The 24,445-nt window shown below is 68.8% G+C and carries 19 protein-coding genes; 11 read left to right on the forward strand and 8 right to left on the reverse strand.

Annotated elements, in window-relative coordinates; all coding sequences use genetic code 11:
- The 9 genes from rnfG (at position 1) to Q0J54_RS00380 (ending at position 10,955) form a co-directional block, all read left to right on the forward strand.
- Positions 1 to 579, forward strand: a complete 579-nt coding sequence (rnfG, locus tag Q0J54_RS00340; RefSeq protein ID WP_296303284.1) for an RnfABCDGE type electron transport complex subunit G — start codon at positions 1 to 3, stop codon at positions 577 to 579.
- Between the two features lie 9 nt (positions 580 to 588).
- Entirely contained in the window at positions 589 to 1,257 is a 669-nt protein-coding gene (gene rsxE / locus Q0J54_RS00345; protein WP_296303285.1) for an electron transport complex subunit RsxE, read from the forward strand.
- A gap of 12 nt (positions 1,258 to 1,269) precedes the next feature.
- Positions 1,270 to 1,845 carry an electron transport complex protein RnfA gene (locus Q0J54_RS00350; RefSeq protein ID WP_296303287.1) on the forward strand — a complete coding sequence of 192 codons (576 nt, stop codon included), beginning with the start codon at positions 1,270 to 1,272 and terminating at the stop codon, positions 1,843 to 1,845.
- 43 nt (positions 1,846 to 1,888) lie between these two features.
- Positions 1,889 to 2,773 (forward strand): RnfABCDGE type electron transport complex subunit B, encoded by an 885-nt coding sequence (rnfB, locus tag Q0J54_RS00355; protein ID WP_296303288.1) that lies wholly within the window; start codon positions 1,889 to 1,891, stop codon positions 2,771 to 2,773.
- Positions 2,774 to 2,777: 4 nt separating this feature from the next.
- On the forward strand, positions 2,778 to 3,773 hold the full coding sequence (locus tag Q0J54_RS00360; protein ID WP_296303289.1) for an FAD:protein FMN transferase: 996 nt from the start codon (positions 2,778 to 2,780) through the stop codon (positions 3,771 to 3,773).
- Between the two features lie 206 nt (positions 3,774 to 3,979).
- The gene (locus tag Q0J54_RS00365) at positions 3,980 to 4,816 is read left to right on the forward strand and encodes a tetratricopeptide repeat protein (protein ID WP_296303290.1); all 837 of its coding nucleotides are present in this window, start codon (positions 3,980 to 3,982) and stop codon (positions 4,814 to 4,816) included.
- 21 nt (positions 4,817 to 4,837) lie between these two features.
- Positions 4,838 to 9,097, forward strand: a complete 4,260-nt coding sequence (locus Q0J54_RS00370; protein ID WP_296303291.1) for a hypothetical protein — start codon at positions 4,838 to 4,840, stop codon at positions 9,095 to 9,097.
- A gap of 47 nt (positions 9,098 to 9,144) precedes the next feature.
- Entirely contained in the window at positions 9,145 to 10,578 is a 1,434-nt protein-coding gene (locus Q0J54_RS00375) for a phospholipase D-like domain-containing protein (protein ID WP_296303292.1), read from the forward strand.
- 50 nt (positions 10,579 to 10,628) lie between these two features.
- Positions 10,629 to 10,955, forward strand: coding sequence for a hypothetical protein (locus Q0J54_RS00380; RefSeq protein WP_296303293.1), 327 nt, complete (start codon positions 10,629 to 10,631; stop codon positions 10,953 to 10,955).
- Between the two features lie 193 nt (positions 10,956 to 11,148).
- Here the strand turns inward: Q0J54_RS00380 and Q0J54_RS00385 are convergent, their stop codons facing one another.
- The 7 genes from Q0J54_RS00385 to Q0J54_RS00415 form a co-directional block, all read right to left on the reverse strand.
- On the reverse strand, positions 11,149 to 11,832 hold the full coding sequence (locus tag Q0J54_RS00385; RefSeq protein WP_296303294.1) for an rRNA adenine N-6-methyltransferase family protein: 684 nt from the start codon (positions 11,830 to 11,832) through the stop codon (positions 11,149 to 11,151).
- Between the two features lie 165 nt (positions 11,833 to 11,997).
- The gene (locus tag Q0J54_RS00390; protein WP_296303295.1) at positions 11,998 to 13,290 is read right to left on the reverse strand and encodes an OmpP1/FadL family transporter; all 1,293 of its coding nucleotides are present in this window, start codon (positions 13,288 to 13,290) and stop codon (positions 11,998 to 12,000) included.
- A gap of 174 nt (positions 13,291 to 13,464) precedes the next feature.
- Complete coding sequence (locus Q0J54_RS00395; protein ID WP_296303296.1) at positions 13,465 to 14,304, reverse strand: PP-loop family protein; 840 nt, start codon at positions 14,302 to 14,304, stop codon at positions 13,465 to 13,467.
- Positions 14,298 to 15,077 carry an imidazole glycerol phosphate synthase subunit HisF gene (gene hisF / locus Q0J54_RS00400; protein ID WP_296303297.1) on the reverse strand — a complete coding sequence of 260 codons (780 nt, stop codon included), beginning with the start codon at positions 15,075 to 15,077 and terminating at the stop codon, positions 14,298 to 14,300. The genes Q0J54_RS00395 and hisF overlap by 7 nt, the downstream gene beginning before the upstream one ends.
- Positions 15,067 to 15,708 carry an imidazole glycerol phosphate synthase subunit HisH gene (hisH, locus tag Q0J54_RS00405; RefSeq protein ID WP_296303298.1) on the reverse strand — a complete coding sequence of 214 codons (642 nt, stop codon included), beginning with the start codon at positions 15,706 to 15,708 and terminating at the stop codon, positions 15,067 to 15,069. Before hisH ends, hisF begins: the two co-directional genes overlap by 11 nt.
- A 173-nt stretch (positions 15,709 to 15,881) precedes the next feature.
- Positions 15,882 to 20,033 carry a translocation/assembly module TamB domain-containing protein gene (locus tag Q0J54_RS00410; RefSeq protein WP_296303299.1) on the reverse strand — a complete coding sequence of 1,384 codons (4,152 nt, stop codon included), beginning with the start codon at positions 20,031 to 20,033 and terminating at the stop codon, positions 15,882 to 15,884.
- Positions 20,033 to 22,213: an autotransporter assembly complex family protein gene (locus Q0J54_RS00415; protein ID WP_296303300.1), complete on the reverse strand. Its 2,181-nt coding sequence runs from the start codon at positions 22,211 to 22,213 to the stop codon at positions 20,033 to 20,035. Before Q0J54_RS00415 ends, Q0J54_RS00410 begins: the two co-directional genes overlap by 1 nt.
- Before the next feature lie 116 nt (positions 22,214 to 22,329).
- Here Q0J54_RS00415 and Q0J54_RS00420 point away from each other — a divergent pair, with 116 nt between their 5' ends.
- The gene (locus Q0J54_RS00420) at positions 22,330 to 22,677 is read left to right on the forward strand and encodes a DsrE family protein (protein WP_296303301.1); all 348 of its coding nucleotides are present in this window, start codon (positions 22,330 to 22,332) and stop codon (positions 22,675 to 22,677) included.
- A 227-nt stretch (positions 22,678 to 22,904) separates the two neighbouring features.
- Here Q0J54_RS00420 and Q0J54_RS00425 read toward each other — a convergent pair whose 3' ends face one another.
- On the reverse strand, positions 22,905 to 23,714 hold the full coding sequence (locus Q0J54_RS00425) for a hypothetical protein (protein WP_296303302.1): 810 nt from the start codon (positions 23,712 to 23,714) through the stop codon (positions 22,905 to 22,907).
- A gap of 325 nt (positions 23,715 to 24,039) precedes the next feature.
- Here Q0J54_RS00425 and Q0J54_RS00430 point away from each other — a divergent pair, with 325 nt between their 5' ends.
- A complete protein-coding gene (locus Q0J54_RS00430) occupies positions 24,040 to 24,411 on the forward strand; it encodes a hypothetical protein (protein ID WP_296303303.1) in 372 nt (123 codons plus the stop codon).
- Positions 24,412 to 24,445: the final 34 nt, after the last annotated feature.

The raw sequence follows: 24,445 nt of genomic DNA on the forward strand, positions 1-24,445 counted from the left end.
ATGGGCGATATCGTACGCATGATCGTTGTGCTGTCGGCCCTGTGCGGCCTGAGCGGCTTCGCGCTTTCCTATCTCAAGATGGTGACGGCGTCGGGCATCGAGGAGCAGGTGCTCACCTATGTGCAGGGGCCGGCCATCCACAGGGTCTTTACCGGGCTGGACAACAACCCCATTGCCGACCGCAAGACCTTCGCCCTGCCGGACGGCCGGGAAGTGCGCGTCTTTCCGGCGCGGCGCGGCGGCCTGCTGGTGGGGGTGGCCATCGAGGACAAGGGCAAGGGCTACGGCGGGGATGTCGGCTTCATGGTCGGCTTCAACGTGTCGGACGACACGCTGGCGGGCATCGGGGCCACGGAACTCAAGGAAACGCCAGGCCTCGGCATGCGCATTGCCGAACCCGCCTTCAGCGGACAGTTCGTCGGCAAGACCCTGCCGGTGGCGCTCAAGGCCCAGGGCGGCAGCATCGACGCCGTTTCCGGGGCGACCATCTCCTCCACAGGCGCGGTGACGGCCGTCAACAACGCCGCCGCCGTCTACACGGCACTCAAGCCGGAAATCCTCAAGACCTGGGGCAAATAGGAGGCCACCATGAGCGTCATGCACGAATTTACCAAGGGCCTCTGGCAGGATCTGCCCCCCTTCCGGCTGGTGCTGGGGCTCTGTCCCACCCTGGCCGTGACCAATTCGGCCAACAACGGCCTGGGCATGGGGGCGGCCGTCATTTTCGTTCTTGTGCTGTCCAACATGCTCATCTCCATGGTGCGCGGCATCATCCCCAAGAAGGTGCGCATCGCCTGCTTCATCGTCATCGCGGCCTCGCTGGTGGTGGCGGTGGAACTGCTCATGCAGGCCTACGCCTATCCGCTTTATCAGCAGCTCGGCATTTTTGTGCCGCTCATCGTGGTGAACTGCATCATCCTGGCCCGGGCCGAAGCCTTTGCCGCCAAGAACGGCGTGGCCGCCTCGGTGGCCGACGGGCTGGGCATCGGACTGGGCTACACCCTCTCGCTGACCTTCCTGGGGTCGTTGCGCGAGATCCTCGGCAACGGCACCTGGTTCGGCGCGCCGGTCATGTGGGAGGGGTTCGAACCCTTCCGCATCATGGTACAGGCGCCCGGGGCCTTCATCTGTCTCGGGCTCATCCTGGCGGGCATGAACGTCATCAACGTCTGGCAGGCGCGGCGTAAGGGCCTGCGGGAACCCGATCCGGTAGGGTGCGGCGGCTGCGGCTGCTGCTCGCTCGACAAGAAGGACTGACAGGAGACGGATATGGAAATCTTCCAGCTGTTCATTGCCGCCATCTTCGTCAACAACATCGTCCTTGCCCAGTATCTGGGCAACTGTCCCTACCTGGGCTGCTCCAAGGAAAAAGGGGTGGCGCTGGGCATGGGCGGCGCGGTGATCTTCGTCATCATCGTCTCCACGCTCTGCACCTGGATCATCCAGAAGCATGTGCTCGTGCCCTACGGGCTCGGCTACTTGCAGACCATCGTCTTCATCCTGGTCATCGCCTCGCTGGTGCAGTTCGTGGAGATGTTCCTCAAGAAGATGGTTCCACCGCTGTATGCGGCGCTGGGCATCTTTCTGCCGCTCATCACGACGAACTGTGCGGTGATGGGGGTGACCATCCTCGTGCAGCGTGAGGAGTACGACCTGATGACCTCCCTGCTCTACGGGCTGGCCTCCGGCATGGGCTTCACGCTGGCCCTGCTGTTCATGGCGGGCATCCGTGAGCGTCTGGACACCTGCCGCCTGCCCAAGGCGCTGGCGGGCACGCCCATCGCACTGATCATGGCCGGCCTCATGTCGCTGGCGTTCATGGGCTTCAAGGGCATGGCGCAGTAGCGCCGCCCGAACACGCCGCCTGCGGGCGGATGAGGATTCTGCTATGGTGACGACATCCATCATCATCCTTTTCGGGCTGGGGCTGCTGGCCTCGGTGGTGCTGGCCGTGGCTTCGCGCGTCTTCTACATCAAGGAGGACCCGCGCGTGGAGGCCGTGCTGGAGGTCCTGCCGGGCGCCAATTGCGGCGGCTGCGGCTTTGCCGGCTGCGAAGGCTATGCCGCCGCGGTGGTCAACGACCCCAAGATCCCGGCCAACAGCTGCTGTGCCGGCGGCGCGCAGACCAGCATCGCCGTGGGCGAGCTGACCGGCAAGACCGTGACCGAGGCCGAGCCCCTCATGTCGCTGCGCCGCTGCGACAAGGTGGCGGGCAATGTGGCGCTGCGCTACCAGTATCAGGGCATGCCCTCCTGTGCGGCGGCGGCCATGCTGCGCGGCGGCGTGGACAATTGCCAGTATTCCTGCCTCGGTTTCGGCGACTGCGTCATGGGCTGCCCCTTTGAGGCCATGCGGATCGTCAACGGACTCGTGCAGGTGGACGCCCGCAAGTGCATCGGCTGCGGGCGCTGCGTGCAGACCTGCCCGCGCGGCGTGCTGGAGCTCGTGCCCAAGCGGGCCCGTGTGGCCGTGTACTGCAATACGCGCGACAAGCTGCGCGCCGTGACCGACATCTGCGACAGCGGCTGCATCAAGTGTTGCAAGTGCGTCAAGGTCTGCCCGGCCAGGGCCGTACGTCTGGAAAACAACCGTATCGTCATCGACCAGCTGCAATGTCTTTCCTATGGCGGCGAGTGCGGCGAGGCCTGTGTGGCCAACTGCCCGCGGCATATCTTCCGCTATACGCGGGGCCTCATGGAGGAGATCCGCCCCGTCTCCGGGATCATCCCCCAGACAGGCAGCGCAGCCCCCCAGGCTTCTGCCCAGGAGTAACGCCATGACCAAGTCTTGCTCTTTTTCTCGTCCTCTTGCCCGTCGCGATTTCCTGCGCGGTCTGCTGCTGGGTGGCGGCGCGCTGGCCGGGATGGCGCTGCTGCCGGGGCCTGTGCGGGCGCTGGCCCTGCCGGATGCCGCGCCGTATGCGCGTACGGAACTCTTCATGGGAACGTTCGTGCGGGTGCAGATCGCCGGATGCGGCGAGGCGCAGGCGTCCGAAGCCGCGGAGCGCGCCCTGGCGCTGGGGCGGCGGCTGGCCTCCGTCTATGACCGGCACGACGGCGGCTCCCCCGTGAGCGTGCTCAACGCGCAGGGCAGCCTGGCGGACGCCCCCGCCGCGTTGCGCGCTCTGCTGGAGCGGGCGGCGACCCTCCATGCCCGTACCCCGCTGTTCGACGTGAGCGTGCTGCCGCTGCTGGAATGGCGGCGGACGGCGGGAGCCGGCGCGGACGCCGCTCCCCGGGAGCTGCGCGAGCTCGTGGATGCCCGGGCCGTCCGGGTGGACGGCGGCCGGATACGGCTGCTCAGGCAGGGTATGGGAATCACGCTGGACGGCATAGCCAAGGGCGCGGTGGCGGACGCCATCTCCGACGAGCTGCTCCGCTGCGGCTGCGCCGATCACCTGGTGGATGCGGGCGGTGACATCGTGGCCCGCGGCCTTGCCGGGGGCGGCCGCCCCTGGAGCGTTGCCGTGGAAGATCCTCAGAAGCGCGGCAGGTATCCCGCGATCCTGCCTCTGCGGGATCAGGCCATAGCCACGTCCGGCGATTATGAGCAGCCTGCCGCGCATCTGTGCGATCCGCGCAGCGGCGCGGCCTCGCGCCTGCGTTCGTGCAGCGTGCTGGCGGACCGCTGCGTGCTGGCCGATGCGCTGGCCACCGGCCTTTCTCTTCTGCCGGCCGCGCGTGTGGCGGAAGCCGCCGCGGGCCATGCCGCGGCGTCGCTGGCCGTGGATGCCGGGGGACGGACGCTGTCCTCGCCGAACTGGCCCGCCTGAGCGAGGCGCTTCCCGCCTTGCGACGGGTCCGCAACCGCTGATCAATCTGGGGAGAGCATGCGCTCTCCCTTTTTCATTTCGTGCGCGCGGCTCGTGTCGGCGGGCACGGACCTTTCCGCCTTGTCAATATTCTAGGAATATTCTAGAAAAAAGAGTTCATCGTCCACCGGAGCGCACGCTCCGATCCCCAAAAAGAGAAAACAGCCATGTCCCGTTCCAAACGAAAAACCTCCGCGCGGCGCAACGCCTCCGCTGCCGCCACCCTCGCTCCCCTCCCCGTAACGCCTCCGGCGGGACCGGAAAAGGCCGTCCTCGACATGCCGTCCCCTCCCGCTTCGCTCCCCCTGCCGGGCAGCATCCCCCCATCCACGGCCGGGAACGGGCGGACGGGCGTCTCCGGGCTCACCTGCGCGCTGTGCTGCATCATATGTCTGCTGGCCGGCCTCATGCTGGGCAACCTGCTGCCGCATGTCCTCGGGAAAAACGCCGGCACGCCGCCCGCCGCGCCTGCCGCCGGTCCGTCGCCGGCAGCGTCATCCGCCGTCAGTCCCGCCCCTGCGGCCACCTCCGGGCAGGCCGCGTCCGCGCCCGCGCCGGCGGCGAACGTGAGCAGCGAGCAGCAAACGCACATCAGCCACCTGGAAAAGAGCCTTGCCGCCAATCCGCAGGATGTGGCCAGCTGGACCGAGCTGGGCAATGCCTATTTTGATACGCACCAGCCGCTCAAGGCCATCGCCGCCTATGAGCGCTCGCTCGCGCTGCGGCCCGGCAACCCCAACGTGCTGACGGATCTCGGCATCATGTACCGGGAAAGCGGTCAGCCCGAACGGGCGCTGGAGTGCTTCGACCTGGCTATGCAGGCTGCGCCTTCGCATGAGCAGGCACGCTTCAACAAGGGCGTCGTCCTGCTGTTCGACCTGCACAGGCATGCCGAGGCCAAGGCCGTCTGGCAGGAACTGCTACGCCTGAATCCCCGGGCGACTGCCCCGGACGGAACCGGGCTGCGGACGCTCATCGAGCAATGCGACAAGCCCTTACCCTAAGCCTGAGGCCGGAGGAAAGCCATGTTTGAACGCATCCATATGGCGGTTCCCGCCGTGAGCCCGTCCCGTCGTCGGCCATTCATCCTGCCCGTGCTGCTGACGCTTCTGCTCAGCGCCGCAACGGCCGGGGCGGCCGTCCTGACGCCGCCCGCACCGCAGGCCGCGCCGTCTGGACAGGCGGACGTCGTCCCCGCGCACCTGAGCCGGCCCAGCCTGTCCCTGCTGCCCTTCCTCCAGGTTTACATCGACACCACGGGGGAGATGGATGTGGAAGAGGTGGCCGCCCTGCCGCCCGACAAGCATTTCGTGCCGCTGGACGTCCGGCGGCTGCCGCATGTGGCGGGGGTGACCTGGCTGCGCTTCGTGCTCGATGCGGCGGCGCCCGGGCAGGAAAACAGCGCCGTCCTTCTGGATATGGGCGAAAGCGTGCCCGGCACGCCCACCCTCTATAACCCGTTGTTCGATACGCTGAGCAATACGGTGGAATGGCGGGAAAACACGCCCACCTCCCGTAATGTCCTGCTGCTGCCCAAGGCCGGCAATGAGGCGCAGGTCTGCTTCCTGCGGCTGGACGGCCTGCCCGGGCTGTGGTTCTCGCCCATGCTGCGCACGCCGCACAATGCGGCCACCGATCTTACCGGCCTGGCGTCGAAGAGCGCGCTGGTGGCGCTGGCGGTCGTCATGCTGCTCTGTCTGCTGCGCGGCCTGTCGGAACACGGCCAGTGGCGCATCTGGACGGCCCTCTATGTGGCGGCGGCGCTGGTGCAGGGATATTTCGGCGTTCCCGGCAACGGCGCGGGGCATTTTTCCCTTGAGGATGCGGCGGCCCTGCTGACGCCGGGGCTGGCGCTCATGTTCCTGCCGCATGTGGGGCGTCATCTCATGCAGACGCGCGGGCGGCATCGCTTCCTTGACGTACAGTTCATCCTGCTGGTGCTGCCCGGCGCGGCTCTGGCCCTCCTGCCGCTGGTGCCGGACATGGCCTGGACGGCGCGTTATCTGCCGCTCTGGCCCGTCGGCTGCCTGTTGTGCGTGCCCACGGCCACGGCGGCCTGTCTCATGGGCCTGCCCGGGGCACGGCGCTTTTTGCTGGGGGTCCTCCTGCCGCCCGCTGCGGTGGCGGCGGCGGTCCTGGGGCTGGACCTCGGTTATGCTCCCAGCGTGCTGGCCTCGCTGCCGCTCTGGGGCACGGCCCTGAGCGCGCTGGCCATTACGGCAACGGCCGTTCCCCGGCAGGAAGAGGAGGAAGGGGAGGGAGAAGCCCCCATCGAGCTGACCATGCCCGCGGTCGAGCCGGGCACGCTTTTGCTGGATGACGGGCCGCTGCGTCTCGATGCGCCGTCGTCGGCCGAACGTCTGCCCCTGCTGGACGATCCCAATTTGCGGCTGCTGCCTTCCGGCGGGGAGAGCATAGCCCTGCCCCGGATGGATGAGGAAACGCCGCCGCGCGAAGAAGCGCCCGCACCGCTCCGTCCCGAACCGTCCCCCGCGGAATCGTCCCGGCCGGAAGCGCCCGCCGCACGGCCTGCGCCCGACCGGCTGGACGCCGAGCGCCTGGAAGAGGCCCTGCGTCGCCCGCTGGACGATCTCATGCGGGAAACGGCCGTGCTGGAACAGTGTTCCCTGCCGCCGTCCGCACGGGAAACGGCCCGGAACATGACGTCGGCCGCCCGTCAGATGCTGGCCGTGCTGCGAGACCCCGCCAGCATCCTGCCCGGCATATCCGCCCCCGCCTTGCAGGAGACCTTCGATCTTCAGGAGCTCATGCGGTCGGTGCATGATTCCGTGGCCGCGGCGGCGGAAAATGACGGCATCGCGCTGGCCTGGTATATGCCGCCCTACCTGCCTTCCTTCTACAGCGGCGAGTATCGGGCGCTCGACGCCGTGCTGCGGGAGCTGCTGGAAAGCGCCGTACGGGCGACCCGACAGGGGGCCGTGCATTTTTCCGTGCGCCGTGTGCCGGACAGCGACGACCCCGGGCATCTGCTCTTCACCGTGCAGGACAGCGGTTCGGGCACGCCGCCGGCGGAACGCTCCAGTCTGGCCCTGAGCCATGTCTGGGAGCTGGCCGGGCGGTGCAACGGTTTCCTCAGCGCCGAATGCGGCATCAGAGGGGCGACCATCGCCTTTACCCTGCATCTTGAACCGGTGGAAGGCGTCAGCGAAACGCCCGCCGCCGCTGCCACGACACCGTCGGGCAAGACGGCGCGCCGGGCGCGTATCCTCGTCTGCACCCCCGGGGCTATGGATCGCCAGGCGCTGGTGCACATGCTGGACGGTCTTTCCTGCGTGGTGCTGCAGGCGCGGACGCTGCCGGAAGCCCTGGCCCTGCATGAACAGCGCCCGGTCACCATGCTCATCGCCGCCGGTACGCAGGCATCCGTCAAGGCTCAGGAAACGCTGGACCGCTTCCGGCAGCGGGCCACGGCGGCGCATTTGCCGGTATTCGGCGCCATCGCCGTTACGGAGGACGACAGCCAGTGGGATGCCCTGGCAAAGGCCGGCTTTACGCATGCCTTGCTGGAGCCGGTGGATCGGGAGGCCCTGCGGCAGACGGTGAGGGAGATCCTCGACGCCTTTTTCGGCAGCCAGGGGGCGGAGTCCGCCACGCACGACGAAATGCCCGGAGAACATCCCGCCGGGTTCCCGCCGCTTTCCGGGCTGCTGGTTCGGCAGACGTCCGCCCAGCCGCCATCCGCCCAGCCGCCGTTCGGGCAGGCGGGCGACGCCGTTTCGGGAACGACCGCGACAGCGGCCGCCGGGGAGGCGTCGGCAATGTCGGACGAGGAACGGACCGGCGATACGCCGGCGGACAGCGCGCCGCTCACGTCCGCAGAGGAGCGGAGCGCAACGCCCGATGCGACGCCGGCCCCTGCCGTGGCTGCGGATGCCGCCCAGGATGCGCGCCCGGCCATCGACAACCGCTGGGGCGAGGGGGCTCCGTCCGTGACGGAAGCGGCGGAAGCAGCTCCCCCGGCCGCGGACAAGGACGCAAAGGCGGCGGACGAGCTGCCGGCCATCGACAATCAATGGGGTGCGGCGTCTGATGCGGCCGCCGCGGATGAGCTGCCGGCCATCGACAATCAGTGGGGGCGGCCCGCGCCGGCTGACGCGCGATCTGCGTCACCGGCTCAGGCGGAGATGTCCGCCGCCGCATCCGACGGGGAAGCCGTCCTGAACGGGGACGCCGACCAGCCCGGTCAGCCCGAACAGGCCGAACGGATCGCGCCTCAGTGCGCGCCGCTCGAGGCTGAGACGGCCGCCCCGGCATCGTCGGTCGCGGCGGGGGATGATGACGGCGCGACGCCTGTCGTACCTGCTGCGCCCGTCGCATCCGCTGCGCCAGACCAGATGCCACGTCCGGCGGAGGCCGGGAGTGTGACCGTCGGGGAGCCCGTACCCCAGACTCCACCCGCCGCCGGGGACTTCCTTGAATGGGTGGGCGAACCGACGCCCATCCCGTCCAGCCGCCCCCGCGAAGCGGCGGGCCGTGCCTCCGGCAGGCAGGCTGCCGCGCCGGAGACGACATCCGCCGGGGCCGCCGATCAGCCGCTGACCCTGACCATGCAGGAAGCCCTCAGGGCCGCGGAACAGGAGCAGCGGCAGACGGCGCCGAAGGCCGCGCCCGAGGCGGTGGATCGCCCGGCGAATCCCGCGACGGCCGCCACGGACGCCGGCCCTGAGGGGGAAGACGGCGCGGGCGTGCCCTCCCTCCTGCGGCGGGTACTGGGGCGCTTGCAGGGACACGGCGAAAGCTCCGCCACGCCCGCCGGGCCGCAAAGCGGCCGGGCCCGGGCGGCTGAGGCACGTCGTCAGGCCGTGTCCGAGGCCGCGCCGGCACGAAGCGTCACCGTCAGGGAGCCTGTCGCCGTCAGCACGCCGCCCGAGGGTGCGCCGTCCGGGCCCGTGTCCGTGCAGGCTCCCGCCGCTGCGGCGAGGCCGGCGCAGCCCCAGCCGGGCCCCGTCGCGCCCGCGCCCGTCCATGATGGCGGAGCGGAGGCGGCGGATCAGGAGATGCTGGATCTCGTCGCCCGCTTCGATGCGGCCGTGCGCAAGGCCCAGCAGGCCTTTGCCAACGGCAATTGTCCGACCGTCGCGGTGGCGGCCGAAAGTATCGCCCGCGATGCGGACGCCTTCGGTTTCCGCTCTCTGGGGCGCATGGCGCGCTGTGTGGAGCAGGCGGGTCGCCATGGGGATCTGGGGGCGCTCCGCGATCTGCTGCCCGATCTGGTGTCGCAGGTGGAGCGAAACCGCATCGCCATCCAGAAGGAATTGCGGTAACGGCTCCGGCCCGCTCCGGCGGGCCGGAAAGGGGTGGTGTGCCGCTCATGGAAAATCCGTTTCAGCCCGTACAGCTGGCGCTGCTGCTTCTTTGCCACCTGCTGTCCTGGGGCGCCGCCGGGCACGCTGTGCTGACCAAGCGCGATCCGCGTTCGGCGCTCGGCTGGTCGGCCACCCTGCTGTTCCTGCCGGTGGTGGGCCTGCTGCTCTATCTGCTGTTCGGCATCAGCCGGACCCAGAGCGCCGCGCAACGCATGATGCGCAAGCTGGCTGGGGGGGAGCCCTATGTCCCGCTTGACGGGGTGGAGGCGCAGCGACCGGGAGGCATCCCCGCTCAGGCGGTGCTGCTGGAGCGTCTCGGCCGCCGGCTGACCGGGCAGGAATTGTGCGGCGGCAACAGCATCGAGCCGCTGCGCAACGGCAATGAAGCCTATCCCGCCATGTTGCACGCCATCCATACGGCCAGGCGGCATGTCTATCTGTCCACCTACATCTTTGCCCACGGCAGCACGGCGGAGGCCTTTTGCGAGGCGCTCGCCCTGGCGGCGGCGCGCGGTGTGGATGTCCGGGTACTGGTGGATGGCTTTGGCGGGCGATTTTACTCCCTGCGGCGGCCTTGGGCGCATCTGCCCCGGCGCGGGGTGCGGGTGGCGCAGTTCCTGCCGCTGCAATTCTTCCCCCCCAAGCTGTGCATCAATCTGCGGACGCACCGCAAGTTGCTCGTGTGCGATGCGGAGGCCTTTACCGGGGGCATGAACATCTCCGATCAGCATGTCCTCTCCGGTCGCAGGAGTGATGTGCAGGACATGCAGTTCCGTTGTCGCGGCCCCATCGTCGACCGGCTGCTGCGGGCCTTCCTGCTGGACTGGGGCTTTGCCCTCGGCCGGACGGAACGTCCGCTGCCGCCGGCGCTGCCCGTTGCCCCCGCCGGGGACAGCCTGTGCCGTATGGTGCTGGACGGCCCGGACTCCGACGCGGACACCATCAATGATCTCATGGCCGGGGCCATCAGCGGGGCGACACGCAGCGTGCATATAATGACCCCGTATTTTCTGCCCTCGCACGAACTGATGACCAGCCTGCGCAGCGCGGCCCAGCGCGGACTGGATGTGCGGGTCATCCTGCCGGAACGCAATAATCTCCCCTATGTGCACTGGGCGACCTTCCGCCTGCTGCCTTCCCTGCTGCGGGCGGGGGTGCGCGTCTGGTATCAGCCGCCGCCCTTTGCCCATACCAAGCTGCTGGCCGTGGACGGCTGCTATGCCCAGATCGGCTCGGCCAATCTGGATGCCCGCAGCCTGCGCCTGAATTTTGAATTGAATATGGAAGTCTTCGACCCGCACTTCCATGATCTGCTCGTACGCCATATGGAGGACGCCATGCGGCGCGGGCGGGAGATGACGCTGGCCCGGCTGGCGTCCCGCAGTCTGCCGCTGCGGCTCCGTGATGCCGCCTGCTGGCTGTTCTCGCCCTACCTGTAAGGGCGGTTCTCCCCGTCCGTGGGCCGGCTTGACAGGCGGGGAGGGGCATAGTGGCTCCTTGCCCGGAGTTCGCGGCCAATGCCGGGCAGCAGAACGCCGTCTGGGCGGGCATGGTGACGGCCCGCGACTGGGGAGCGGATTGCATCATCAGCCTGGACGCGGATCTGCGGGATCAAGCGTCGTCCCCGGTATCTGGTGGAAAAGACGCTATGAGCCCGCTCCGGCGTCTGCTCGCCTGCGGGCGAAAGCTGACGGGCCTGGGCCTGGCCTGCGAACTGGCCATGCCCGTAACGGCCGTGCTGGTGGCCGTGGTGGTCCATGCGCTGTGCCGTTTCGGCGTGTTCCGGCAATGCGGCGGGCGGAGCGCGCCGTCCTGAGCGGCGGAGCCTCGGGGCGATGGATCCGGCGTCCCGCGCAAAAAAAGCAGCCCTGCACCGGGGTCGGCGTCTGATGGTGTCGACGCCGGACCGTCAGGCGGGCTGCCTTGCTTCATGGCGATGCGCGCTGGCCCGTCCCGGCGCGGGAGCCGGTCGTGCGCTGGCAAAAAGGGGCTCCCCCTCCGGCCGTGCCTCATGCCTTCGGCGGCGGAAAGGAGGGACGCAGGCGCTGTACGCGCGCCGGCGGCAGATTGATGAGGACGCGCCGCGTGCATTCCGGCACGAAGCCGGCCTGGCTGAGCGGCGTCCGTCCCCAGAGGGCATAGGTGAACTGGATGACGCGGCCGTCCGCATCCAGGCACTGCCGCATGGCGGCCATGATGCCGGTCCGGCATTCGAGGGGCAGGCTGAGCAGGGGCAGGGAGGAGACGATGGCCGCCACCCGCCTGCCCTGCGGCAGATATTCACCCAGCCGCATGGCGTCGCCCTGCACGACGGGGACATGGGGGAAGCGGTCCTGCAGCATGCGGCAGAAGCTGGGCATACGTTCGATGAGCAGCAGGCGCTGGGCGGGGAGGCCATTTTTCAGCAGGGCCCGGGTGACGACGCCCGTGCCCGGCCCCAGCTCCACCACCATATCCTGCCCGTGGAGGGCGGAGGGCGGCAGCAGATCGGCCATCGTCTGCGCCAGGACAGCGCTGCTGGGGCAGACAGCGCCCACGCCGTGCGGCGCGCGAAGCGCCTGCCGCCAGAAGGCCCCGAAGGAGGCCGCCATGCCCAGCACGCCGCCGTTGCCGGCGTAACGGCTCCAGTCGGCGCGCAGGCTGCGCCAGGTATTGCTCAGGCGCTGCTGCGTAAGATGTGCTAAACGGGTCATGCCGAATCCTTTACTGCCTTGCGGCGCGAGCGTTTGCGCCGCTGCCGCAGCATAGCCGCAAAAGCCGGCGGAGGCCAGTCTTTCCCGGCGGTTTTTCGTGCCCAGGAGCATGGGGGATCCGTCGTCGGAAAAGCGTCAGGCTTCCGGCCGCGACCGTGCCGCGGGCTAGAAGGTATAGCCTACGGTGACGGAATAGATGTTGGCCACGGTGTCCCGGCTGTTGCCGCCGCGGATGCCGGAAAGACCTTCGCGGATGCCCGAGGCGTCCGTACGCCCATAATCCATGTCGTATACCCAGAGGTGGGCATAGGCCAGGTCAAGCGTCCAGTTCTCCCAGCTGAAGCCCAGCCCCGCGCTCACGCCGGTACGGCCGTAGCTGGGGACCATGAAGTCCGCGTGCGATTCGTTGGTGACCGGCGTTTCGTACCAGATGCCGGCGCGCAGGGCCAGCCAGTCCAGCGGGGCATATTCCACGCTGGCATTGAAGTTCCAGCCGTCGCGCCAGCCCTTCTGGTTGAGGGCCTGGTAGTTCGAATCAAAGTAGATGTTCAGGGAGTCGTAGGTGGACCAGCGGGTGAACACCGTCCCCACTTCAAAGCTCAGGTTGTCCAGCGGCTTGTAGGAAAGGCCCACGGCAAAGGAGTCCGGCAGATGTACCGTGCTGTGCGCGCCGGTGTCCACGGTATGGGGAACCTCGTTCATTTCCGCCAGCAGATTGCTCTGATGGCGGGAATAGTCCACCTCGCCGTCGATGTTGAGCGTGACCGGGCTCTTGTAGGAAAGGCCCAGCGACAGTTCGTCCGTCAGACGGAAATGGGCTCCCAGGTGCAGACCGGCGCCCCAGCCCGTGCCGGTGAGTTCCAGTTTGCTGTCAGGGCCTTTTTGCGGGAAGGGGCCGTTGAGTTGCAGGGAGGGGAGCTGCTGCGTCATGCCGAAATTGGCGTACATGATCTCCACGCCGGCGGACAGCGAGAGCACATCGCTGACCTTCATGGCCACGGCAGGCACAAGGGAAAAGGTCTGGAAATTCACGCTGGTGAGGTTGTAGCGCCCGATCCAGTTGTCCGAGAACTCATTGCCGAGGCCGAAGCGGGAAAACATGCCGAGCCCCAGCCAGAAGCGGTCGTTGAGCTGATGGGTGATGTAGGCGTGCGGAGCGGGCCAGACGTTGGGCTTGGTTGTGGTGGCTCTGCTGCTGCCGTCGGTGAGCTGGGCATCAATGGTTCCCATGGGCGCGATGATGGCGAAGCCGCCCATGACCCGGGTGCCGGGCAGCTGAGTGATGCCCGCCGCATTGTAGGCCAGCGCTGACGGGTCATCGGCTCGGCCCACCATGCCCCCGGCCAGCGACAACCCGCGCGAACTCCATTCCGTGAGGGAAAAGCCCTCAGCCCGCGCAAGGCAGACCTGACAGGCCCAGAACAGACAGCACAGCAGCACCAGATACCGTTTTTTCACGCGTTCCCTCCCCAGGACGTTCGTGTGTCGCACGGATCACGACATCCAGTCTTCCTGAAAAATAAAATTTTGCAACAATATTCTTATATTGCGTTGCAAGTCAAGTTTTTTGCCGTCAGAAGGAGGCGGCGCGGGACGCCCGCCCCCAGCCCGCCCTCCGGCTGCGCCACGGCGTCAGTCGAAAAAACCGCTGACGCTGGTCGTCTGGCGAAAATCGCAGGGCCAGAAGCCTGTGGCACGGAGGATGCTCTCCACGCTATCGCGCGCGGACGAGAGGGGCCGCTGGTGCTGGAGGAGCGGCCGGGGGCACAGACGCAGACGGAGTTCCCCCAGCGCCGGGCTGCCGTCCGCCGCCGTCAGGGCCGCCAGGGCGGCTTCCGCATCGGCCAGGCGGCGCAGCGTGTCTTCCTCCGGGCGGCAGCCGTAGGCGAGGCGGGTCAGCAGACAGGGCCGGGCCGCCTGCCCGGGATCGTCAAGGCCCCAGAGAGCGCCCAGCCGGCGCAGATCCGCCTTGGCTATGCCGGCCTCTGCCAGCGGCGAGGCCACGCCGGCTTCCCGCAGGGCCCGCAGGCCGGGCCGGTAAGCGTGCAGGTCGTCGGCATTGCTGCCGTCGCAGAGCAGGGCATCGGGCAGGCCGAGGCGGAGCAGCCGTTCCCGCAGGGCGGTGACAAGACCCGCCTTGCAGGCATAGCAGCGCTCCCGGCTGCCGGCGGCCACCTCCGGCAGGGCAAGGGGTGAAAAGGGCACGATTTCCAGCCGCAGGCCCCGCGCCTCCGCCCGGCGGATGGCGGCACGGCTTTCCGCCTCGGGCACATGGGGCCCGCCGGCGTGCAGGGCGAGGAAGGGGATGTCTTCCCGTTGCAGGGCCAGACAGAGGAAGCGGCTGTCCACGCCGCCGGAGTAGGCCACGGCCAGCGCCGGGGCCGTCCGGGCGCAGGCCGTCAGGCGATCGTGCAGCCGCTGTGCGGCGGCGGCCAGCGGGGCGGGCAGGGCCGTCCCGTCAACAGCTACCATGCGAGGCGGACCTTGGCCCCGCGCCGGGCCATCTCTTCCTTGCATTGCCGGATGGTGTACTGGCCGTAATGGACGATGGAGGCGATGAGCGCCGCCGACGCGCCGCCCGTGCTCACGGCCTCGTACATGTGCGCGGGATTGCCCGCGCCGCCGGAGGCGATGACCGGGATGTTCACGGCATCGGCGATGGCGCGGGTGAGCGTGAGTTCATAGCCGTCGCGGGTCCCGTCGGCGTCGATGGAATTGACGCAGAGTTCGCCCGCCCCCAGTTCCTGGCAGCGGCGGGCCCAGGCGATGGCGTCCAGTCCCATACGCTTGCGGCCGCCGTGGATGACGATCTCATACCCGGAGGGGATGGCGTCGCTCACGGGCACGCGCAGCACGTCCATGCCCACGACGATGGCCTGCACGCCGAAGGCCGCCGCGCCGTCGCTGACGAGCCGCGGATCCTTGACCGCCGCTGAATTGATGGACACCTTCTCGGCCCCGGCCACCAGCACGGCCCGCATGTCCGCCACGCTGGAGATGCCGCCGCCCACGCAGAAGGGGATGAAGATCTGTTCGGCCACGCGCTCCACCACGTCCAGGAAGATGCCGCGATCCTCGGCGGAGGCCGTGATGTCGTAAAAGACGATCTCGTCCGCGCCTTCTTCATAATAGCGGCGGGCGCTCTCCACCGGATCGCCGATATCCTCGTTGCCGGCAAAGCGGATGCCCTTGGTGAGGCGGCCGGCCCGCACGTCCAGACAGGGGATGACACGTTTACTGAGCATGGCGCACCTCGCGGCAGTAATCAAAGAAGTTGCGGAGGATCTGCAGGCCGGGGCGGCCGCTCTTTTCCAGATGGAACTGTACGGCCCAGAGCCCGTCGCGTCCGTAGACGGAGCAGAATTCCTGTCCGTACCGGGTGGTGGCCATGACCAGTTCCGGGGCAGGCTCCACATGGTAGCTGTGCACGAAGTAGAATTCCGCGTCCGCCGGCAAATGGGCCAGCAGCCGCCCGGGCCGGCGCAGGTTCAGGCTGTTCCAGCCCATGTGCGGCACCGGGGCGGGGCTGCCGTCCTCCTGCCGCAGATCGTCGGCAAAGCGCAGGCAGCGGCCGGGCACGACGCCCAGGGTCCGCACGTCGTTCTCCTCGCTGGATTCCAGCAGGATCTGGCAGCCGAGGCAGATGCCGAGCAGGGGCTGTCCGGCGTCGATGGCCTGTCGCAGCACGCGATCCAGCCCGGCCGCGCGCAGATGGTTCATGGCCTGGCCGGCCGCGCCCACGCCGGGAAAGATGATGCCCTGAGCGCCCAGGAGCACATCGGGCTCCGCCGTCACCTCGCAGGGGATGCCGAGATGTTCCAGCGCGCGCCGGACGCTGGTCTGATTGCCTGCCTTGTATTCCAGAATTGCCAGCATGTCATTGATCCTTGCCGGGGTTGTCCGGCCCGCCCGTTCGGGCGTGCTGCCGGAGGTTGCGTCAACGTGGCGTCCCGCGACCGGGGCAGTTGCCGGCCCCGCAGCGGCGCGCCGGGGGAGTATAGCCGCAAGCCCGGCGGCAGGCAATGCGTTCCCTGAGGCATCGGCCGGGATCAGTAATTGATCTTCCAGCGCACGCCCGCCGAGGTGTTCTCCTGCTCGGTGCGGATCTGGGCCTTGCTGTGGGGCGTCATCTGGAGTTCGATGATCACGGCGGTGCTGTCCGGCTTCATGCCCTGCGCCACGCCGAGGTAAAGCTTTTCGCCGATGAACTTGCCGGCTTCCAGCGTGCTCTCCTCCGTATTGTCGCCGTTGTCGTCGGTGGTCGTGCGCGAGCCCACGCGCAGCACGTCCACGCCCAGCGTTTTCCGGGCCACATCCAGCACATTGAAGCCGCCGCCCCCGAAACCGGCCAGCTCGGCCACGGCCGCGGCCAGCCGCAGGTTCTCGAAGCGGCCGAGATCGCTGGACGCGCGTCCGAACATGATGCGCGAGATGATCTCCTCCTGGGGCATGACGGGCGTGCTGGCAAGCTGGAATTTCGGTTGCTGCGCCGTGCCGCCCACCCGGACATCGGCCACGATGTCCGCGGCCTCGTGCCGCAGCACCACGTCCAGCAGCGGGTTGGACGGCGGGCCACCCGCAAAGCGCACGATGCCCCGGTAGAGGGTGAACTTGGCGTTGAGGAAGCTGAAGGTCCCTTCCACCGCCTCCACGCTCCCCGTGACGCGGGGAGCGGTCAGCGGGCCGCCCGCGCGGATGTCGGCTTGCCAGAGGCTGTCGAGACCGCGTCCCTTCACCGTGAAGCGGCCGGTCGTCCGCACCCGCGCATCGAGGCTGCCCACGGCGGGGCGGGCCCTGGGCGCGGGCTTCGCCACGGCGGCGGTCTCGCTGATGGGCAGAGTGGTGATGCTGCTCGTGGTGGTGATGCGGTCGATGCGCACCTCGCCGGAGTCCACGCTGATGTCGGCCTTGACCCGCGGGGCCGTCAGGGGGCCCCGGACGGAGGCCGTGCCGGAAAGGGCAATGGTCACGTCCCGCCGCCGCAGGGGGTGCAGATTTTCCAGCCGACCCGAGAGGTCGAGCGCCCGGCCGGCCGGGGCAAGCTCCCCGTTGAACGTGGCGCGGCCCGTCCGTCCGTCGCTCAGGGACGCATCCAGCCGCACGCGGCCCAGTCCGGCCAGTCCGTCCAGACGGCTGCGGGCCAGCTCCGCCCGTACCCGGATATCCTGCAACAGCACGCCCAGGGCCACATCCTCGAAGCGTCCCCTTTCCAGATCGACCCGGGCGGTGAGGGCCGGGTCATCGAGCGTGCCGGACAGATCGGCCCGCAGATCCAGGTTGCCGGACAGCCGGCGGTCGGCCAGCGGCACAAGAGCCCAGAGCGGCGCGATGGCTCCCCGCCAGCGCAGCTCGCCCGCCAGCGCGGCATGCGGCGCCAGGGAGGGCAGGCCGCCGGCAAAGGCCAGCGGCAGCCGGAAACGGCCGGAGATGGTCTCCGCGCCCAGCAGGCGGCGGCTGTTTTCGGGCACGTCAAGCCGCAGGTCCAGTTCGCCGCCGCGTTCTCCCTGCCGTACGCCGCCGGTGACGGCCCAGTCCAACGGCGGCAGGGGCGCGCCGGGCAGATGCAGGCCGTCCACCTTGAGGGAGAATTTCCCCTGCGGCCGGGCCGGACTGCCGCTGAGGGCGGCCTCCAGCGCCACCTGACCCTGAGGCAGAGCGGGGATGACCGCCTGCCACGGGGCAAGCGCCGTGGCCAGCAGCCGCAGCCGGGCTTCCAGCGCTTCCGGAGCGAGCCGGCCGGAGAGTTGCAATTGCCCGGAGGGAGTGAGGCGGATGTGCAGCGGTTCGCAGGCCAGGCTTTGGGCCGTGTAGCGCAGGCGAGCCGCCTTTTCCAGCCGCAGGCCGACCTTGTGCGCGGGCAGCGCGACCGTGAGCCGGCTGAAGGCAAGGCTGCCGGGCTGCCATTCCAGACGGACGTCGGCCTGCACGTCCCCGGCGGCCGTCGCGTCCAGACGCAGCGGCCCGATCAGCGGACCGCCCGCCCGCAGGCGGGGCCGGACAAGACGCAGGGAGGACGCTTCCACTCGTTCCGCGTAAAGATCGCAATCAAGGACAGGGGCCTCCGCCGCAAGGGGGGCGGTGTCCGCTGCCTGCGAGGGCTGCGGCGCGAGGCTGGCGCGCAGGGTCAGCGCCTGCCAGAGCAGCAGTGTCCTGTCTGTCTGGCGGACGCGACCGCGCGGCGCTTCCAGCGCCAGATGCCAGTTCGTCACGCCCCAGAGGCGGGCCCGCTCCGCGTCGCTCTCCCGCCCTGTGGCGCGCAGCGTGAAGGTGACGGGCTGGCCGTCGGCCCGAAGGCCGGGCAGCAGACGGCCGGTCGTGCGGTTGACGTCGTCCCAGCTTTTGACGGCCAGGTCCAGGCGGCCCCGCATGGGCGGCATCCGCCGCAGGATGGCGGAGATACGGCGGCTGACGATGTCGTCCGCCGCGAGCCGGTCCGCCGCCGGAGAGGGGGCGGTGTCGTTCGTGGCGGCCGGAAGGAGGTCGTCCGGGGGAAGGTCGTCCGGCGGCGCGGACGGGAGGGACGCGTCCGCCTCCGGCAGGAGCAGGTCCACCCCCCAGCTGCCGCGCAGGCGCACGCCCGCGCCATCCGCCGCGAGATCTTCCAGCGAGATTCGCCAGAAGCGCTGCCGCTCCTGCTGGCGCAGCCCCGCCGCCAGCAGGAGGTCCGCCCGCAGGGGGGCGTCGTCCAGACGCGTCTCGGCGTGCAGGGCCAGGCGCAGCGTGCCGCCGTCCAGCGCGGCGCGCCAGCGCAGCGGCAGGGATCCCAGCCGTAGACGCGGGGCTGTCAGGCGGAGGGGGCGGGCCGGGGCTGCGGGAGCGGCCTTTGCCGTTGAGTGGGCGGGTTGTTGCGGCGCGGCGGAGCCGGGACTTGCCGGGGCTGGCGCGGCAGGATCCGCCAGTGCGGCGGGGAGCAGCTTCGTGCCGTCCACGTCAAGAGAGAGGCGCGGCGCGCCCAGCGGGCCGCTCAGGCAAAGCTGCGCCGATGCCGGGCCGGAAAGCAGGGCGGTCCAGGCCTCCGGCCGGCGCGGCGTGACGTCCAGTCGCAGGGAGAGTTCCAGCGGCGCGTCCCACAGCCGTTCCGGCCGGGCATCCAGATGCAGGGAAAAGCGGCCGGCCGCATGGGCGACGCCCGCCGTGGCCTCGATCTCCGGCAGCGCAAGGCTCCACTGCCCGTCCTCCTGCCGCCGCGCCCGCAGCCGCAGGCGCGCGTCGGCCCGGCCCGTGCCGAACAGGGGGAGCAGGGCGTCGGGAAGCTCCCGGCGCACGGACGACGCGGGGGAAGGGGGCGTGCCGGGCGAGGCCGTCGCTGCCGCCGTGGCCGCATCGCTTGCGGCCGGAACGCCGCCGGAAGCGGCCATGTCCGCCGTCATGTCCGCGGCCGGTGATGCCGTGGCGGCGGTCGTCTCTTCGGGCGGGGATGCCTCGTCCTGCGGCCAGAGGGCCTGCGCCGTGAGATCGGCCAGCAGGTCGGCGCGCGGGCCCAGCCCGCCGTCAAGGCGCAGCTCCAGGGAGACGCGGGGGAAGGGGCCGCCGGCGTCTGGCGTGTCCCGCATGTCGGGCGGCATGTCCTCCGCCTCAGGGGGCAGCAGGGCCAGCCACTCCGGCGGCAGGGCCAGCTTGTCCACACGCACGAGCGCCTGGACGCGCGGCAGGGCGGCGGGCAGATCGCCCAGCAGGGCCAGCACCTCGTGCAGGCTCCGTCCCACATGATCCGCCAGTTCGCCGGGCGTACGCACGGGCTCCGCCTCGGGCGGGCTGTCCGGCAGCAGGGGCAGCCGGTAGAGGCCGCCGCCGCGCAGGGCAAGGGGATCCAGATGCAGCACGAAGCCATCCTGCCAGCCGAGCTTCCAGGCAAAGGACGCCTCCGGGAGATCCAGCCAGCGGCCCGCGGCATCTTCGCCACGCACGGCCAGCCTGATCTGGAAGGGCAGGCCTTCCAGCCTGTCCAGCGTGAGGCGCAGGCCGGAGGGCTCCAGCGCCGAGGCCAGCGTGGCGTTGAGGGTTTCCCGCAGCCAGGCCTGACCGGAGGCAGAGCACAGCCAGCCCAGGCCTCCCCCGGCAAGCAGGAGCAGGAGCGCCGGAAAGAGCAGCAGCGCGCGCAGCAGGCGTCGCCGGCGTCCGCCCGGCTGTTTCGGGGGCCTGGGCGTGGCGGCGGGCTCCGCCGGGCGGGGGACGGGAGGGGCGGGGACGACCTGCGGCATCAGAATGATTGTCCTATGCTGATATAGAATTGCAACGGCGGATCGCCGTCCACGGGATTGAGGGGCGTGGCCACATCGAGCCGCAGCGGGCCCACGGGCGTGTAATAGCGCAGGCCGAGGCCCGTCCCCCAGTGCAGGTCGCGCAGGGTGGGGTACTGTTCGCGGTAGGCCATGCCGCCGTCCAGAAAGGGCACGAGGCCCACATCTTCCGTGATCTTGATGCGGGCTTCCAGATTGACCAGCTGATAGGAGCGGCCGCCCAGCGGATCGCCCTTGTGGTTGCGCGGGCCGAGCGACTGGTAGGAATAGCCGCGCACGCTGCCCGCGCCGCCGGCGTAATAGCGCATGGATGCCGGCATGGCGTGCAGGGGGACGCCCGCCATCATGCCCGCCGCCACGCGCCCCGCCAGCACGAGCCGGTCATCCGGCTTGCCGCGCGGGGTATGGAAGGGGGCGTAATAGCCCATCCATTCGGCCTCGCCGGTCAGGGCGGTGAAGGTCGTGTCGTAGTAGCCTGCCACAGGGCTGACGAGGACCTTGCCGAAGGTTCCTTCGCGCGGGCTGACCTTGTTGTCCCGGCTGTCGCGGCGGATGGTGAAGCGCGGGCCGATGACGCTGTACAGACGCATGCCGTGACCGTCTTCGGCGATCTGGCCGCCGTCGCCGCCCACGCCCACGCCCACACGCCAGAAGCGGTTGACCCGGCGGTTGAGGTAGGCATAGCCCGCCAGACCGCGCCGTTCATACGCGTCCGTGTCCTCGTGCAGGGCCGAGGCTTCGGCGTCCAGGCTCTGACCGGAGCGCAGGAAGGCGGGCTTTTCAAAGCTGGCCACGAGACCCTGTTTTTCCGTGGTGACGGGCAGATTCAGGCGCAGGGTCTCGCCGTTGCCGAGGATGTTGCGGTGTTCCCACTCGCCCTCCACCCCGAAGCCGGTATCCGTATCGTAGCGGGCCTCGGCCGCCAGTGAGCGGAAGGGCGCGTCTTCCACGCTGAGATCCAGCGGCAGGGGCGCGACCTTGCCGGGGCCGGACTGCCGCCGCCATTCGTCCAGGGCGGGTTTGAGGGTGACGCTGTTGAACAGGCCGAGCCCCCGCAGGCGGTCGCCGTAATTGCCCACGCGGCGGCTGTTCCAGCGTTCGTCGTCCGGCCGCCAGTAGGCGAGCCGCTTCAGATAGGCCTCGGCCACTTCGCTGGCGCTCACAAGACGCACCTCGCCCATGAGGGCGGGCGGGCCGGGATCGATGACGATCTCGGCATTGAGCGTGCGCAGCTCCTTGTCCAGGGTGTAGCGCGTGGCGGCCGTTTTGGCGATGGGGTAGCCCTGGCGGCGCAGATAGCGCCCCACTCTGTCCACGGCTTCCAGCATGTCTTCGGCGGTGACGGGCTTGCCCGGTTCGAGGCGCAGATGGTGCGGAAAGCGCGGCGGCGACACGGGTTCGCGCGCTTCCCGGCCCAGCAGGCCCTGGAGGCCGCTGTACTGGGCAAGGCGGGTCCCTTTGCGGAAGGCCTCCGGCACATAGGGCTCAGGCTCATAGCGGACCACGGCGCGGCCCAGCACATAGCGGGGCCCGGGCACGAGGCGCAGCACCACCTGAGCCTTCTTGCCGCCCATGTCGATGTGGAAGTCCGCCGTGCCTTCATAATAGCCCTGGGCATGCAGGAGCTGTTCGGCGCTTTCCTTGTCCAGTCGGGCCCGCCGTTCCAGCGCCAGCAGGCTGTCCGGCGCCTCCTTGCGTAATTGCAGCAGGGTGCTGGCCGCTTCCATCTTGTCCTTGAGGTCCTCCGCCGCCGCGGTCAGCTCATCCCGGCGGGGCGCGGACTTTTCCGTTTCAAGAGCGTCCGCCGGGGTGTCCGTCGGGGCTGCCTTGTCGTCGGCCCCGGCATCATCCAGCGGGTGGGCGTAGGGATCGCCGTCCGCCCGGGCGGCGGCCACCTCCCGGGTGACGGCGGCGGCCTCATCCCGCAGGCGATCCGTGCCGGTGTCCGGGCGGGGAAGAGGTTTCTCCACCACAATGCGGACATCATAGGGGACGGGATCGGCCGCCCAGGAGGCCTCCCCGGGGGGGGTATCGTCCTGCGGCGGCTGTTCCTGCAGCATCTGTACGAGGCCGCAGCCCCCGAGCAGGGGGATGATGAGCAGCCAGCAGAGGATATGGGTACACAATCGGCGGAAAAACATGGAGCATGGTAGCCTGTCACCCGCCTGGCCGCAAGGGGCCTGACGGCTTGGAAATCCTGGCGCACTGCGCTACAAGGAGAGAGACATCATCCCCTAGCTTCTCCAGGAGAGCCGACATGACCTATGATCTTTGTCTCCATGTTGATCTGAACGACGCCGCCCTGCTGGCGCTGGCCCTCAAGAATGCCCGCAATTACCAGAATGCCTTGCCGGATGAGACCTTTGAACTGGTCATGGTGGGCAACGGGCCCTCGGTGACGCTCTTTACCGCCGCCCAGCCCGCCTTGCGGGAGATGGCCCAGCCGCTCATGGACAAGGGCCTCAAGATCCGTCTGTGCCGCAACGCCCTCAATGACAACAATCTGACCGAGGCCGATCTCTGGCCGGGCATCACGGTGGTTCCCGCCGGGCTGGTCGAGATCGTGCGCCTCCAGAAGGCCGGTTTCGCCTATATCAAACCGTAGGGGGACAGGCCCGCGTGCGAGAACGCCCCTCCCCGGCGCAGTGCGGGCGGGAAGGGGCGTTCTCTGTATACGGGTTGTTCGCGCGGTCCGTGCGCGGGAAGGGGCCTTACCCGCCGTCACGACATTGTGTACCTGCCGTTCGCGCGGTCCGTGCGCGGGAAGGGGGCAGGCCGGGGCCCCCCGGCCGGCGTGTGCGCGGCAGCGGGGACAAGGGCCGGCGATCTTCCCTAAACAAGTTTTTCTTTCTGCTTTTCGGCGTAATCCAGCATTTTCCGTGCTTCTTCAAAATCCGGCTTGAGCTGGAGCGCCGCCTTGGCGGCCATGATGGCCTTGTCCCACTTTTTCCAGTCGATGTAGAGCCGGCCGATGTTGAAATACAGGTTGGGCTCGTTGCGAAGATACTGCGAACCGCGCAGGAAATAGCTTTCGGCCACATCGAACTTGCCGAGCTTGCGCAGGGCGATGCCGGCGGCGCTGTAGAGGAAGAGCATGTCCGGCTGACCGTCGATGGCGGCCGTGAGGTATTCCACGGCTTCTTCATACAGGCCGGCCTTGAGCAGTATCTCCCCCGCTCTGCCCCGCAGGATGAAGTCCGCGGGATACTCGCGCACGAGCATGGCCAGCGTGGCCTTGCCGGCCACGACCTGCCCGCGCGCCAGCTCGTCGGCGGCCTTGGCCAGGCCGCTGCGCTTGCGTTCTTCCACTTCGCGCATGCGCTCCTGAGCGTCTTCCATCTCCGCTTCCTGAAGGACGCTCAGCAGGTTGCCGAGCTGTTCGTACAGGGCCTTGCCCTGCCCGGGTTCATAGGTGATGGCGAGCGCGTAATGCTGCCGCACCCGCGGCATGTTGGCGATGACGGCCACCGCATTGGCGATCATTTCCGAAAATTCCATCCGTTCGGCCTTCATGAGCGGCTGACGGAGGATGACGGCCAGCGCGCTTTGCAGCGCCTGGACCGCGGGCATGGCCTTGTCCTGTTTGGCGAGCGAGCTGATTTGCCCCAGCTGGCGGCGGGCATTGGCTAATTCGGCAGACATGTGCGCCTCGTTACAGTTATGGTGAAAGGACAATCTACCCCAGCACGGCGGGAGAGTAAAGCCCCGGCAACGGGAACGGAAGGTCGGGAAAGACAAATCGCATTTCTAGAAAATATATGGAAATTATTTAGTTTTTTCTTGATGGCATAATTTTTGTTTGCAGGTCGCTTTTACCGGTCCGGGCCATTGACAAGCTTTTGCGGCGGATGCTAACTTTTTTCCGCCGGCGAAAATCTCCGGCAGCCATGTGGCGTTCCCACGCCAGCCCGCAGGATCGTCCGTCGGGTGGGAAGTTACGGCGGTATCGCCAAAGGAAGGAAGCACCGTGCAAAAGACTCTGGAAGAGATTTGTCTCAAACACGACAACGGCAACGACTTGTGCTTTCGCGGGCGTCTTTTTTCCGAATGCTCCTGGTTCGATGATGAACATCAGGTGATGACCCGGCAGAAATTGTATGTGACGGACAAGAATGAACAGGTCTATTACATCGTCCGTTCCCACGGGCAGGAGCGCAGCCGCCATGCCTACCGTCTGACCGTGGACGGGGAGACCTGCGTCATCTACAATGGCCGCAGCGAGATGGCCTTGCAATTCGATATGCTGATGCTGGCCGTGCGCGGCCTGTGCGGCCTGGATGCCGAGGCCACGCCGACTCTCGGTCAGGTGGAAGAAATGCTGCGCGTGGTCAACGGCTAGGTCCCCCGGCGGACCGCCGCCGTCTCCCTTCGCA

The sequence above is a fragment of the uncultured Desulfovibrio sp. genome (assembly GCF_944324935.1).
Taxonomy (GTDB): domain Bacteria; phylum Desulfobacterota; class Desulfovibrionia; order Desulfovibrionales; family Desulfovibrionaceae; genus Desulfovibrio.